Source organism: Yimella sp. RIT 621, assembly GCF_004146205.1.
Taxonomy (GTDB): Bacteria; Actinomycetota; Actinomycetes; order Actinomycetales; family Dermatophilaceae; genus Yimella; species Yimella lutea.
On the sequence record NZ_SEIP01000018.1, the window covers coordinates 1 to 13,780 of the forward strand.

The 13,780-nt window shown below is 67.6% G+C and carries 12 protein-coding genes and 1 pseudogene; 9 read left to right on the top strand and 4 right to left on the bottom strand.

The genetic code is table 11. From position 1 onward, the window contains the following. The 3 genes from EU513_RS14265 to EU513_RS14275 all read left to right on the top strand — a co-directional run. Positions 1-582, top strand: a 582-nt coding sequence (locus EU513_RS14265) for a C40 family peptidase (protein ID WP_129627124.1), incomplete at its 5' end; no start/stop codon positions are given. A 53-nt stretch (positions 583-635) separates the two neighbouring features. Beyond that, positions 636-1,844, top strand: a complete 1,209-nt coding sequence (locus EU513_RS14270; protein ID WP_129627127.1) for a peptidoglycan DD-metalloendopeptidase family protein — start codon at positions 636-638, stop codon at positions 1,842-1,844. Positions 1,845-2,335: 491 nt separating this feature from the next. Next, a complete protein-coding gene (locus tag EU513_RS14275; RefSeq protein ID WP_370447365.1) occupies positions 2,336-4,888 on the top strand; it encodes a replicative DNA helicase in 2,553 nt (850 codons plus the stop codon). A 157-nt stretch (positions 4,889-5,045) separates the two neighbouring features. Here EU513_RS14275 and EU513_RS14280 read toward each other — a convergent pair whose 3' ends face one another. Continuing rightward, positions 5,046-5,348 carry a hypothetical protein gene (locus EU513_RS14280; RefSeq protein WP_115924042.1) on the bottom strand — a complete coding sequence of 101 codons (303 nt, stop codon included), beginning with the start codon at positions 5,346-5,348 and terminating at the stop codon, positions 5,046-5,048. A gap of 75 nt (positions 5,349-5,423) precedes the next feature. Here EU513_RS14280 and EU513_RS14285 point away from each other — a divergent pair, with 75 nt between their 5' ends. The 4 genes and pseudogenes from EU513_RS14285 to EU513_RS16200 form a co-directional block, all read left to right on the top strand. Continuing rightward, complete coding sequence (locus EU513_RS14285) at positions 5,424-5,957, top strand: orotate phosphoribosyltransferase (protein WP_129627130.1); 534 nt, start codon at positions 5,424-5,426, stop codon at positions 5,955-5,957. Positions 5,958-6,005: 48 nt separating this feature from the next. After that, complete coding sequence (locus EU513_RS14290; RefSeq protein ID WP_129627133.1) at positions 6,006-6,779, top strand: bifunctional 2-polyprenyl-6-hydroxyphenol methylase/3-demethylubiquinol 3-O-methyltransferase UbiG; 774 nt, start codon at positions 6,006-6,008, stop codon at positions 6,777-6,779. Positions 6,780-6,789: 10 nt separating this feature from the next. Further along, positions 6,790-7,365, top strand: a complete 576-nt coding sequence (locus EU513_RS16195) for a hypothetical protein (protein WP_205744793.1) — start codon at positions 6,790-6,792, stop codon at positions 7,363-7,365. 15 nt (positions 7,366-7,380) lie between these two features. Further along, a pseudogene (locus tag EU513_RS16200) lies at positions 7,381-7,926 on the top strand (sterol desaturase family protein); the annotation flags it as partial. A 44-nt stretch (positions 7,927-7,970) separates the two neighbouring features. Here the strand turns inward: EU513_RS16200 and EU513_RS14300 are convergent. The 3 genes from EU513_RS14300 to EU513_RS14310 are packed head-to-tail and all read right to left on the bottom strand — an operon-like array spanning position 7,971 to position 10,477. Then, positions 7,971-8,612: a DUF305 domain-containing protein gene (locus EU513_RS14300; RefSeq protein ID WP_129627136.1), complete on the bottom strand. Its 642-nt coding sequence runs from the start codon at positions 8,610-8,612 to the stop codon at positions 7,971-7,973. Between the two features lie 54 nt (positions 8,613-8,666). Further along, on the bottom strand, positions 8,667-9,770 hold the full coding sequence (locus EU513_RS14305; protein WP_129627139.1) for an ATP-binding protein: 1,104 nt from the start codon (positions 9,768-9,770) through the stop codon (positions 8,667-8,669). Continuing rightward, positions 9,767-10,477, bottom strand: a complete 711-nt coding sequence (locus EU513_RS14310) for a response regulator transcription factor (RefSeq protein WP_129627142.1) — start codon at positions 10,475-10,477, stop codon at positions 9,767-9,769. Before EU513_RS14310 ends, EU513_RS14305 begins: the two co-directional genes overlap by 4 nt. Before the next feature lie 157 nt (positions 10,478-10,634). On the opposite strand from EU513_RS14310, the gene EU513_RS14315 reads away from it, so the two are divergent. Further along, positions 10,635-12,845 carry a heavy metal translocating P-type ATPase gene (locus tag EU513_RS14315; protein ID WP_240796074.1) on the top strand — a complete coding sequence of 737 codons (2,211 nt, stop codon included), beginning with the start codon at positions 10,635-10,637 and terminating at the stop codon, positions 12,843-12,845. Positions 12,846-12,885: 40 nt separating this feature from the next. Next, positions 12,886-13,719 (top strand): SDR family NAD(P)-dependent oxidoreductase, encoded by an 834-nt coding sequence (locus tag EU513_RS14320; RefSeq protein ID WP_205744795.1) that lies wholly within the window; start codon positions 12,886-12,888, stop codon positions 13,717-13,719. Positions 13,720-13,780 lie beyond the last annotated feature (61 nt).

A 13,780-nucleotide genomic window follows, 5' to 3' on the forward strand; every position in this document is an offset into this window, starting at 1 on the left:
ACCGTCCGCTTCGGCTCGACCGGTGCCGTGGTCGTCGAACTGCAAAAGCGCCTGGGTGGGAACGTTCTTGCCGACGGTGTCTTCGGCCCGGCAACGTTGGCCTCGGTCCGTGCGCTGCAGACGTCCAAGGGTCTGCCGGTCACCGGAGTCGTCGACGACGCGACCTGGGCGGCCATCGGTGGATTCCCCTGCGACATCGCACACCCCCCGACCACCCCCGAACCGCCGGCCGACGGCACGGTGGGCCAGCGCATCATCGACACCGCCAAGCAGTACCTCGGCATCCCGTACGTGTGGGGCGGAGCGACTCCTTCCGGCGGTTTCGACTGCTCGGGCCTGACGCAGTACGTGTATGCCAAAGTCGGTCTGTCGATCCCGCGCGTGGCCAGCGCGCAGCAGCGCTTCCTGACCAAGGTCAGCACGCCGCAGCCGGGTGACCTCGTCTTCTTCGGTTCGCCTGCTTACCACGTCGGTATCTGGGTGTCCGAAGGAAGGATGATCGCGGCTCCGTACCCGGGCCAGGTCGTTCGTCTGCAGCCGATCTACAACACCCCCACCGGTTTCGGCCGCTTCGTCAGCTGACGAGCCCCCCCGACTGCGAACCGTCGCGCCCGACCCCCGAAAGGCTGAACATCTTGCTCCGCACTTCCCCCGCACCCCGCCACTTGAAGCGACGCCCCAACCCGGCGGCCGGTGCCATCACCTCGCCCCGCCTGATGGCCGGAGTCGGTGTCGCCGTCACCGTCCCCACCGGTGCAGCTACGGTGCTGGCGCCAGCAGCAGAAGCGGCCGCTCCGACCGCTGCACCCGCGGCAACACCCAAGGCAGCACCCAAGGCAGCACCGTCGGTGATTCGCACGCCTGCGGCGCAGAACATCGTCTGGCTGTCGTTCGGTTCGGAGGGTGAGCTGGTCAAGACGCTGCAGCAGCGCCTGGGTGGGCTGGTCGTCGACGGATCGTTCGGACCGGCGACGCAGAGCCGTCTGATGTCCTACCAGGCGTCCAAGAATTTGTATGTGGACGGACGCGTCGGCCCGGTTACGTGGGCGGCGCTCGGTGGTTTTCCGGGCAAGGCCGGCGAGGGCAAGGTCTGCCGTGTCTCCACGCTGCGTTTCGGCAGCACGGGCGAACTGGTTCGCACCGCGCAGCAGCGCCTGGGTGGGCTGTCCGTCGACGGTTCGTTCGGTCCCGCCACGCTGGCCCGGGTGCGTGCCTACCAGGCGTCCAAGTCACTGCCTGTGACCGGCACCGTGGACTCGGCCACCTGGCGTGCACTCGACGGCTTCCCGTGTGTGGGTACCGGCGGTCCGACGACCGGGACCGGGGCAACGACCACTCCCGGCACCACGACTACGGACACGACCGGTCCGGTCACCCCGTCCGTCGGCGACCCGAGCGGCCCGTACCGCATGCCGTGGGCCAAGGGGGGCACGTTCAAGATCACCCAGGGTCCCGGTGGATCCTGGTCGCACCACACCTCCTACAACCGTCACGGCATCGATTTCGGCATGCCGGTCGGCACCCCGATCGTGGCCTCGCGTGCCGGCGTGGTGCAGGACACCGGGTACACCTCCATGGGCGGCGGCATGTACGTCCGGATCAAGGACGCCTCCGGCGCGTGCCAGGTGTACTTCCACCTGTCGGCGTACCGCGTCGTGGCCGGTCAGCCGATCGCGCAGGGACAGCCCATCGCGACGTCGGGTAACACCGGCAACTCCTCCGGTCCGCACCTGCACTTCGGCCTGATCGACTGCAACACCTGGCGCTCGCACTCGCTTCCGAACTCGGTGGAGCGTGGCACGAACTACACCAGTGGCGTCTTCGTCACCAGCACCAACGGCTGATTCCAGCCCCGGGTCACGGCCCGCACGACCAGCTATCCGGTCGTGCGGGCCGATTCGTGTTCGCGCCCTCAGAGGGGGGAACGGATTGTGTCTCACCCAGTGGTACAGCTGTGAACAATCTGTTTCTGCAGGTCAGTGCCGCCTCTCCACGTTATGCACAGGGTTGTCCACAGCCTGTGAGCAATGCTCCACAGCCGGTCACACACGTTGTCCCCAGGTTGCGCACAGGGCGGTGAGCCGACTGTTTGGCGGGTCGGTGAACCGCGTCGTACGGTTCCCTGTCAGTCCGGTGTCGAACAGCGCATGAGGTAGTTGTCGGTGGTGGCTGGTGCAGTGGTGTCGGGAGATCAGACCAGCAGGAAGCAGGGCATGTCGTGGACGATCTGAACCCGGCGTACGCCGACTCGGGTGGCTCCGACCACTCCGGCGGCAACGCGCCCGGCCTCGTTCCGCCGCAGGACCGGCACGCCGAGCAGTCGGTGATCGGCGGCATGCTGATCAGCAAGGACGCCATCGCCGACTCGGCGGAGGTCGTCAACGGCCGCGACTTCTACTTCCCGGCACACGAGATGATCTACGAAGCGGTCATCGACCTGTACGGACGCGGTGAACCGGCCGACGCGATCACCGTCGCCGACGAACTCGCCAAGCGTGGCGAGTTGCAGCGGGTCGGCGGCCAGCCCTACCTGCACGAGCTGATCCAGTCGGTGCCCACCGCGGCGAACGCCGGGTACTACGCGCAGATCGTCGCCGAGCGGGCGGTGCTGCGCCGACTGGTGGAGGCCGGCACCCGCATCGTGCAGATGGGACAGTCCGACGGCGGGGGAGACGTCGTCGACGTCATCAATGCGGCGCAGGCGGAGATCTTCGGGGTCACCGCCGGCAAGGACACCGAGGACTACGTGCGCCTGGGCGAGGTGGTCGAGCAGACCGCCGACGAGATCGAGGCCGCGTCCTCGCACGGCGGTCAGATGACCGGTGTGCCCACCGGCTTCCACGACCTCGACACCTTGACCAACGGTCTGCACCCGGGCCAGATGATCGTGATCGCCGCTCGGCCGGCTGTCGGCAAATCGACAATCGGTCTCGACATCGCGCGCGCTGCGTCGATCAAGAACAACATGACCTCGGTCATCTTCAGTCTGGAGATGAGCAAGGTGGAGATCTCGATGCGTCTGCTGTCGGCCGAGGCCGAGATCCAGTTGCAGCACATGCGCAAGGGCACGATGCGCGACGAGGACTGGGCCAAGCTCGCCAAGACGATGGGCCGCATCTCCGACGCTCCTTTGTTCATCGACGATTCACCGAACATGTCGCTGATGGAGATCCGGTCCAAGTGCCGCCGGTTGAAGGAGCGCAACAACCTCAAGCTCGTCGTCATCGACTACTTGCAACTGATGACGTCCGGCAAGAAGGTCGAATCGCGTCAGCAGGAGGTGTCGGAGTTCTCGCGTGCGCTGAAGCTGCTTGCCAAGGAACTCGAGGTACCGGTCATCGCGATCTCGCAGCTGAACCGTGGACCGGAGCAGCGCACCGACAAGCGTCCGCAGATGAGCGACCTTCGCGAATCGGGTTGTCTGACGGCCGACTCCCGCATCCTGCGCGCCGACACCGGGGCTGAGATCTCCATCGGTGAGTTGGCTGCATCGGGAGAGAAGGACGTCCCGGTCTGGGCCCTGGACGACCGGCAGCGTTTGGTCACTCGGACGATGACGCATGCGTTCTGCAGCGGTGTGAAGCCGGTCTTCCGCTTGACGTTGGCGTCCGGAAAAACGTTGCGGCTCACCGAGAACCACCCCCTCATGTCGTACGACGGGTGGCGCGCGCTGGGTGACCTCAAGGAAGGCGACCGGGTCGCCGTCCCGCGGCACGTGCCGGCGCCGGAGAGGTTCGAACCGTGGGACGACAATGCTCGGGTCATTCTGCTCGCGCATCTCATCGGCGACGGGTCCTTCGTGGAGGGTCAACCGCTGCGGTACGCGTCCATCGACGAGGCGAACCTGGAAGTGGTTTCTCAAGCGGCGCTGTCCGCTTTTGGGATCGTCTCGGTGCGGGACGAGTGCGCGGCTGCTCGCTGCACAGCCTTGCGACTTCGCGCGCCGTATCGGCTCGGTCATGGAAAGCGGAACCCGATCGCCGAATGGCTCGACGGACTCGGACTGTTCGGGCTTCGTAGCCACGAGAAATTCGTGCCCGAGTCGATGTTCCATGCTTCGAAGCGTCAGATCGCGTTGTTCATCAACCACATCTGGGCGACCGACGGATCGGTGACCGTCAACAAGTCGAAGTCGGGTGGGCGCATCTATTACGCCTCGACTTCGCGCCGGCTCGTGGACGACCTGAGCCAGTTGCTGCTGCGGTTCGGCATCTCGACGCGTACGCGGGCGACCCGCAAGGGCCACTACCGCGACGGGTACACGATCGAGGTCTCCGGATCGGACAGTCAGCGCCGATTCCTCCAGGAGATCGGGGTGCACGGTGCGCGGTCGGTTCAGGCGGCCGAGCTGCTCGGGATCATTCGTGAGAAGCAGAGCAACACCAACGTCGACACCGTGCCGGTGCAGGTCTGGGACACCGTCAAGCAGGTCATGTCTGATCAGGGGATGGCGCACCGTGAGTTCGCCGCGGCCATGGACTCGCAGTTCTGCGGGTCGACCATGTGGAAGCGCGCCCCGAGCCGCGAGCGCCTGGGCCGCGTTGCGGCAGTGCTGGATTCGGCAGACCTCGAACTGTTCGCGATCAACGACGTCATGTGGGACACCGTGAAGTCGGTCGAACTCGACGGTCTGGAGGAGACGTTCGACGCGACCGTGCTCGGCGCCCACAACTTCGTGGCGAACGGAATCAGCGTCCACAACTCCATCGAGCAGGACGCCGACATGGTCATCCTGTTGCACCGTGAAGACCAGACGAACAAGGAGTCCGAGCGCGTCGGCGAGGCGGACGTCATCGTGGCCAAGCACCGTAACGGCCCGACCGACACGATCACGGTGGCGTTCCAGGGCCACTACTCGCGATTCAAGGACATGGCGCAGAACTTCTGAGTTGTTGGTGGCCTGCCTGCCTTAGTGCCTTCACCGTGCCTCCGTCCGAAGGCGTTTGTGCAGGTCAGAGCGCTGATTCCCTCGAGAACTGCGCGATCAGCCCCTCACTTGGGTACCAGGGCAGGTACCCATCCCGCGGTCCGCTCGTCCGGCGTCGTCAGTCCGGCTCCGTGTAGCTGACAAGCTTGCCGGCGGCCTCGGCGTACGCAATCTCATCGCGAGTCGACTCGCCGACATACCCGCCGGGATTGACGATCAAGACCCTGTCGGCCAGGTCGATCTTGTGCCGGTGCAGGGCATCCAGCAGATCCTTCTGTTCCGGGCCAGGCACCTCGTCCATCTCGACCGGCGCGAGCACGATGGCTCCCCGGAGGCTCAGGTCACGACTCGCGGCGCGCATCTCGCTCGCGAACCTCGCCGATCCGCAGAGGCAGACGATCTCAGGACGAGTGGTGGTCATCGCGTCCAACGGCCGAGGCCCGCCGAGCCGGCGCTGGAAAGCGTGAGCCCAGGCGCCGTGCCGGATGATCAAGACATGCCTAACGACGTCCGAACCCTCGCAGCCGACATCGACGCCACCTGCCGAATTCGTGGGACCTTCACCCTGCGCAGCGGAATCGTCACCGACGAGTACTTCGACAAGTACCGATTCGAGGGCGACCCTCACCTGCTGCGTCGGGTCGCCGAGGCGATGGTGCCGCTCCTTCCCGCCGACACGCAGGTGCTGGGCGGGTTGGAGTTGGCCGGAGTTCCGATCGCGACGATGATCAGCTCCCTGACAGGGCTGCCCGCGGTGTTCGTCCGGAAGGAGGCCAAGACGTACGGCACCTGCAAGCTGGCCGAGGGCGGCGACTTCAGCGGCCGCACCGTCACGTTGATCGAGGACATCGTCACCACCGGTGGAGCCGCTCGAAACGCCGCAGTTGCGCTGCGCGAGCTCGGTGCAACCGTCCACACGGTGGTCTGCGCGATCGACCGCTCCGAGCCCGCGCAGAACGTGCTCGGCGACATCGGACTGACCACGATCTCGGTCATGACGAAGGCAGACCTCGACGAGGCCGAAGCCTGAACGAACGTGAGGCTCGGCCAGCTGAACCGCGTCCGACATGATGTGGCGATGACTCACAGCACCGCCGATTCAGGCGACTCGAGCCGGACGTGGGAGCAGCTCTCCACCGGGTTCGAGCAGGCCCGGGCCCGCGAGGACTCGCTCGATCGACTCGTCGAGTGGCCGGCGCAGCGCGAGTTGCTCGGCGACGTGACCGGTCTGGCGGTGCTCGACGCCGGCTGCGGCAACGGCGCGAAGATAGCGCAGTTGGCCAACGAGGGCGCCGCCGCGTGCGTCGGCGTCGACATCAGCGGCAACTTCATCGCGCCGCCGCCGGGTGTTGAGTTCATCCAGGGCGACCTGTCCGACCTGTCGGTGCTGCCGGGCCTGGCCGGCCGGCGATTCGACCGCGTCCTGTTCCTGCAGTCGTTCGGCTACGCCACCGATCCGGTGCACGCGCTACGGGTGGCCGCCTCGATGCTCACCGACGACGGCTTCATCCTGCTGACTCGCACCCAGCCCGTCCGATACGCGATCGAGCGGGCCGAACAGAACGGCACCTCCCTCGGGCAGGAGTACTTCGCCACCGAGAGCTTCGCCTACCGACACGCGAACTGGGACGAGAACGTCACGCTGACCAAGCGTCCGTACACGATGTCCGACCTGCTCAATACGTTCAGCGCCGCGGGGCTGTGGATCGAAACGACCGTCGAACCGCAGCTGTCCGCGGAGGTCGCGCAGCGCTACCCGCACAAGCAGGCCGTGCTGAACAAGTACCTCGGCATCCTGATGTTCAAGCTGCGCCCGTTGCCGCGGGTGTCCGGCTTGCGAACCAACGACTGAGGACGGACGCATGAAGCTGGACCTGACCGTGCTTGCCATCCCGGGTTTCATCGGGGCGATGGCCGCCGAATATGCCTGGCAGAGAACGCATCCCGTCGCGCCCGGCACCCGCGCAGGCGACTACGAGTTCAAGGACACGATGGCCAGCCTGTCGATGGGTGTCGGCAGCCTGGTCGCGCCGTACGTCTCGAACGCGCTCATCGCGCGGCCCCTCGGACGGCGCGGCAAGGCGGCCAAGACGGTGATGGCGCTCGCGATCGGCGCGACGGCCGTGACGGCCGCGGTCGACGTCGTCCGCAAACTGCGCAGCGACGACTTCGGCGAGGCCGGCGTGGCCGACTGGGACACCCGCGCCCTCCAGCAGCCGGCACCCACGACGGACGCACCTCCGGTGAAACCCGTGCTGCACCGCATCACCGGTGCGATCGGCGCCGTTGCGGTGGCATCGACGGCACTCGTCGTCGCCACCGAATGGGGCGCGCGCACGACCGGTCAGAAGCTGTTCGACGTCAGCCCGCTCGACCTCGGCGACAGCGCCGTCGTCGCGACGCTGGCCGTGCTCGGGTGGGACTTCATCTACTACTGAAACCACCGCTTCGACCACGAGGTGCGGTGGATGTGGGCGATGCACGAGGTGCATCACTCGAGCGAGCGCTACAACCTGTCGACCGCGCTACGGCAGCCGTGGGGCGAGACGATCACCCTCTACGTGCCGTACAGCCTGCTCGCCCTGGTGGGCGTGCGCCCGAGCCACATCATGAACGCGCGCGCGATCAACCTGATCTACCAGTTCTGGATCCACACCGAGGCGGTGCGTTCGATCGGCCTGCTCGAACGGGTGCTCAACACCCCGTCGCACCACCGCGTGCACCACGGCACCAACAGCGAATACCTCGACCGCAACCACGGCAGCATCCTCATCGTCTGGGACAAGCTGTTCGGCACCTTCGAGGCCGAGAACGCGCAGCCCGTCTACGGACTCACCACCAACATCGACACCTTCAACCCGCTGCGCATCGCCGGTCACGAGTGGGCCGACATGTTCGCCGATGTCAGCTCCGCCGACAACTGGGCCGACCGCTGGTCGTACCTGCTGCGCGGGCCGGGCTGGGCCTACGACAAGCGCAAGGCGCGACTGGCTGCCTAGGTCACGAAGGTGGTTGCCTGCTGGTCGGATCCATCCGCAAGAGCTCAGGCCGCGGGGGTCTTCAGCAAGTCCTGCATCGTGCGGATCTCGGCGTTCTGAGCCTTGATGATCGAGTCGGCAAGGCTGCTGACCTCCGGGTTGTCGGTGGTCTTCTTGACGTCGGACGACATCGTGACCGCGCCTTGGTGGTGCTTGACCATCATCGTCAGCCACATCCGGTCGAACGCCGGGCCTGTCGCCTTGCCGAGCATGTCCATGTCCTGCTGCGACATCATTCCGGTCATGTCGCCCGTGCCGCTCATGCCGCTCATGCTGCTCATGTCGTGGCCCGAGTGATCGCCGCCGGTCGGCACGGTCGCGCCCCACGACTGCAGCCACCCGGTCATCGTGTTGATCTCGGGATCCTGTGCCTTCTTGATGGCGGCCGCGAGGCGGGTGACGTCGGCCGAGACGCCCTGCCGGTTGAGCGCCATGTCGGCCATCTGCACCGCCTGGCGGTGGTGCGGGATCATCTGCTGCGCGAACCTGATGTCACCTTGCCTGCCGGCTGCAGTCGCCGGTGACGTGGCCGAGGACATCATCGATCCGTGCCCCGCGGAGTGGCTGCTGTCGTCGCTTCCGCATGCTGTGAGCGTGAGTGCGAGCACAGCGGCGCCGGCGAGGGTGATCGTCGAAAGGTGTTTCATACCAACAAGACTCGTCCACCGATCTGACGTGCGGGTCGAGGTTCTATGGAGCTTTCATGGAGTTGGCAGGGTGATCCGAAAGCGTGCGCCCGTGCCGAACCCGTTGCTGTGCGCCGTGATCGACCCGCCGTGCGCGAGCACCACCGAACGACAGATCGCGAGGCCGATGCCCGCGCCTCCGTGGTCTCGGTCGCGCGCGGTGTCGGTGCGGTAGAACCGTTCGAAAACGTGCGCCAGGTGGTCCTCGCCGATGCCGTCGCCGTCGTCGGCCATCTCGATCGACACTGCCTGGGGCTCGGGTCGGACGGTGACCCGGATTCGTCCGCCGTCCGCTGTGTGTCGCTCCGCGTTGTCGAGCAGGTTCGTCAGCACCTGCTGCAGGCGCAGGCGATCGCCGCGTAGCGTCGTCCCGGACGGCGCGGACACGTCCAGCGTGAGGCCGCGCGCTCTGAGGTGTTCTTGGCGAGGGCCAGTGACCGAAGCGAGCAGCTCGGCGACGTCGATCGGGTTGCGTTCGAGGGTGATCGCGGATTCGTCCGCCCGCGAGATTGCGTTGATATCTCTCGTGAGCCGGTCGAGACGGGTCACCTGTTCGCGCAGCACGGCCGTGAGTTCGTGACCGCTCGTCACGTCGTCGTCGGCCGCGTCGAGGTAGACCTGAATCGTGGCGAGCGGTGTGCGTAACTCGTGGCCGAGATCGGAGAGCATCTGCTGGCGCACCTGCTCGGTGCTGGCGAGCTGGGCCGACATTCGATTGAACGCTGTGCCGACCGCAGCAAGCTCGCTCAGGCGGGTCGGCTGCGCGACCGTTGCCCCGTAGTGGCCGTCCGCGAGACGCGTGGCGGCTGAGGCGAGGTCCTGCAGTGGGCCGGTCAGTCGTCGGCCAAGGACGACGGTGACCAGGCCGGCGGCAGCGATGGCTGCGAGGAGTGCGGCCCCCAAGGTGAGGAGCCCCGCGGACCGGAATGCCTCCTCGACGTGGTCGAAGGTGGACCCCGAGGTGTCGGATCCGGCGAGATGCAGATGTTCATGGAACAGGGGCGGGCCGATCACCGCGGCGGCCACCGTGGCGACGACCGCAGTGACACACAGGACAACGGCCTGAGCGATCAGCAGCCAGGTCACCAGGCTTCGAGATCGGCTGCCGACAGTCCTCATGATCCGCTGCCCGCTCGGTAACCGACGCCGCGCACCGTTTCGATGAAGCGTGGATTGGACGCGTCGTCGCCCAGCTTTCGACGCAGGTGCGCGATGTGGGTGTCGACGAGGTGCTCATCGCCCACCCAGTCCACGCCCCAGATGGCTTCGATGAGCGCTCGGCGGTCGAACGCACGTCGTGGTTGGCCCAAGAACGTTGCGAGCAAGTCAAATTCGGTGCGAGTGAGTTGGATCTGCGAGTCGGCGAGGCGTACCTCGCGCGCGTGAGTGTCGACGGTGAGGTCGCCCAGTCGCAGCGTTGCCGCGACTTGTGTGGATGCACCGCGCGGACGACGCAGGAGCACACCCACTCGTGCGACCAGTTCGCGGACGCTGAAAGGCTTGGTCATGTAGTCGTCGGCGCCCACCGAGAGGCCGATCAGGGTGTCGGTCTCGTCGTCCCGAGCGGTGACCATCAAGACCATGCATTCCGAGAAGGTGCGCACCCGACGACATACCTCGACGCCGTCCAGGCCGGGCAGCCCGAGATCGAGAACGATGACATCGGGCACCCAGTCGCGCGCGGCCGAGACGGCGTCGGTGCCGGTGTGTTCCACGCGCACCCGATGCCCTGCGCGATCGAGGTAATTGGCGATCATGCCGGCCAGGGCCTTTTCGTCGTCAACGACGAGAACCCGCGTCCGGTGGTCATTCGGGGGCGCCTTCATCGGGCCAGTCTCGACCACGGTCGGGTCCGTGGGGGAAGGACCGTGCCGAAGCGATCGACACGTCACACGATCTTCGTGAAATCTCCATGGTTCTCGGGAATGGTGTCGAGCGGTCGTTGGTTGCACGAGGCATGACCAAATACCCCCAGGGGGTATTATGCGAGAGGATGACATGAGTACGGAACCGCAGAACGCCGGCCATGAACACCACGGCGCCGTCAGTGCCGAGCAGTCGAGCCAAGAACACGCCGGTCACGCTGGGCATGCCGACCACGCTGGGCATGGTGGCCATGGCGGCCACGGCGGCCACGGCGGTCACGGCGGTCACGGCGGTCACGGCGGTCACGGCGGTCACGGCGGTCACGGCGACCATGTCGCGATGTTCCGGAGGCTCTTCTGGGGCTCGCTCGTCGTTGCGATTCCCACCGTTCTCCTGTCGCGGATGTTCGCCGACCTCGTCGGCTACGACCTGCCGCACAACGCCCTGATCGACGCCGCCCCGCCGGTGCTCGGCACCGTCCTCTATGTGTGGTTCGGGCGGCCGTTCCTGACCGGTGCCGTCGGCGAGGTCAAGGCGCGTCAGCCCGGCATGATGCTGCTCGTCGCGCTGGCGATCACGGTCGCGTTCGTTGCGTCGTGGGGCGCGACTCTCGGGCTGCTGCCGCACCATCTCGACTTCTGGTGGGAGCTCGCGCTGCTGGTCGTGATCATGCTGCTGGGTCACTGGATCGAGATGCGGTCGCTGGCCCGCACGACGTCGGCTCTCGACTCGCTCGCGGCGTTGCTGCCCGACGAGGCCGAGCGTGTCGACGGCGACGAGATCTCCACCGTTTCGCCGTCCGACCTGCGGGCCGGCGACATCGTCGTCGTCCGCCCGGGCGGCAGCGTGCCGGCCGACGGACGCGTCGTGCAGGGTTCGGCGGCGATGGACGAAGCGATGATCACCGGTGAGTCGCGCACCGTGCGCCGCGAGGTCGGCGACGCGGTGGTGGCCGGCACGATCGCGACCGACTCCGGTCTGCGGGTCGAGGTGACGGCGACGGGCGACCGGACGACGCTCGCCGGCATCCAGAAGTTGGTGGCCGACGCACAGGCGTCGGGTTCGCGGGCGCAGCGGCTGGCCGACACGGCTGCCGGTTGGCTGTTCTGGTTCGCGCTCGGCTCGGCCCTGATCACCTTCGTGGTGTGGGCCCTCGTTGGCCTGCCCGACGACGGCGTCGTGCGCACGATCACCGTGCTCGTCATCGCCTGCCCGCACGCTCTCGGCCTGGCCATTCCGTTGGTGATCTCGATCGCCACCGAGCGCGCCGCGCGCGCCGGCGTGCTGGTGAAGGACCGCCTCGCGATGGAGTCGATGCGTTCGGTCGACACCGTCCTCTTCGACAAGACCGGCACGCTCACCAAGGGCCAGCCGACGGTCACCGCTGTGCAGCCCGCCGACTTGCAACCGCTCTCCGCCGACGACCTGTTGGCGCTGGCTGCGGCGGCCGAGGCCGACTCCGAACACCCACTCGCCCACGCGATCGTGCGGGCCGCCGAGCAGCACGAGCTCACCGTGCCGAAGGCCGACGGTTTCACCTCCCACCCCGCAGTCGGAGTGTCGGCGGACGTCGACGGACGCACCGTCCGCGTCGGTGGGCCGGCCCTGCTCGATCAGATCGGCGGCGACGAACTCGCCGTCGCGGACGACTGGCGCGAGGAGGGCGCGATCATCCTGCACGTCGTCGTCGACGGTGCGGTGGCCGGTGCGTTGCGCCTGGCCGACGAGATCCGCGAAGAGTCGCGCACCGCGGTGCAAGCGCTGCACGAGCGCAGTGTGCAGGTCGTCATGATCACCGGCGACGCCGAGGCGGTCGCGCACTCCGTGGGCGCCGAGCTCGGCATCGACCGAGTCTTCGCCGGCGTCCGCCCCGAGGACAAGGCGTCGAAGGTGGCCGAGTTGCAGGGCGAGGGACGGAAGGTCGCCATGGTCGGCGACGGCGTCAACGACGCGCCCGCACTGGCCACGGCCGACGTCGGCATCGCGATCGGTGCCGGCACCGACGTGGCGATCGGTTCGGCGGGCATCATCCTGGCGTCCGACGATCCGCGCTCGGTGCTGTCGGTGATCGAGCTGTCGCGTGCGACGTACCGCAAGAGCGTGCAGAACCTCGCGTGGGGCGCCGGTTACAACCTGGTCGCCGTGCCGCTCGCGGCCGGTGTGCTCGCGCCCATCGGTTTCGTGATGCCGATGTCGGTCGGGGCATTGCTGATGTCGGCCTCGACGGTCGTGGTCGCGCTCAACGCTCAGCTGCTGCGCAGGCTCGACCTGCGCCCCGGCTCGACGGCGCCCCAGAAGCACCAGCCGGAGGCGGCCGCGCGGCACTAGGTTGATCGGAGTCCGCACCCGCCCGGCTCGAGGAGTTCGCGTGACCACCACCGCAGTCGTCACCGGAGCGTCGTCCGGGATGGGTCTGTTCGCCGCTGTCGAGTTGGCCAAGCGCGGCCTCGACGTCGTCGGCACGGTGCGTGACACCGCCCGCGCGAGCGCTCTGCTCGAGGCCGCCGACGAAGCCGGGGTGTCGGTGAGCATCGCCGAACTCGAGGTCACCGACCCCGCCGCGGGCGACCGCCTCGCGGCCATCGCCGCCGAACACGACGGCATCGACGTGCTGATCAACAACGCCGGACGCGGCTGCGTCGGCACCGCCGAAGACCTCACGATGGACGAGATCGAAGCCCAACTCGCGGTCAACTACCTCGGCCCGGTGCGCCTCACCAAGGCGGTGCTGCCCGCCATGCGCGAGCGCGGACAGGGGCGCATCCTCACCGTCACCAGCGTCGGCGGCGTGGTGGGTCAGCCGTTCGCCGACGCCTACTGCGGGGCGAAGTTCGCGGTCGAGGGCTTCATGCAGTCGCTCGCCGTCGTCGCCCGCGAGGTCGGCGTCTGGGTGAGCGTCGTCGAACCGGCCGCGGTCGCCAGCTCGTTCGTCGACAACGCCGCCCGCACCGCGAGCGAGGGGCCGTACGCCGCGCTGCTCGACGCCTACCTGGCCCGCACCAAGGTGTCGTTCGCCGCCGCACAGCAGGCCGCCGACGCCGGACGCGCCATCGCCGACGCCGCGACCTCCGACACCTACCGCTTCCGCTGGCAGACCTCCGAGGCCGCCGAACGGTTCGCCAGCATCTCGCTCGCCGACCTCGACGGCAGCCGCGTGCAGGGCGTGACCGCCGGGTGGATCGCACCGAGCGGCTCGGCCTGACACTCGCCGACCTCGACCGCTGCCCTCCTGACCGAATCCGCGCGACAGATGGTCGCTTGTG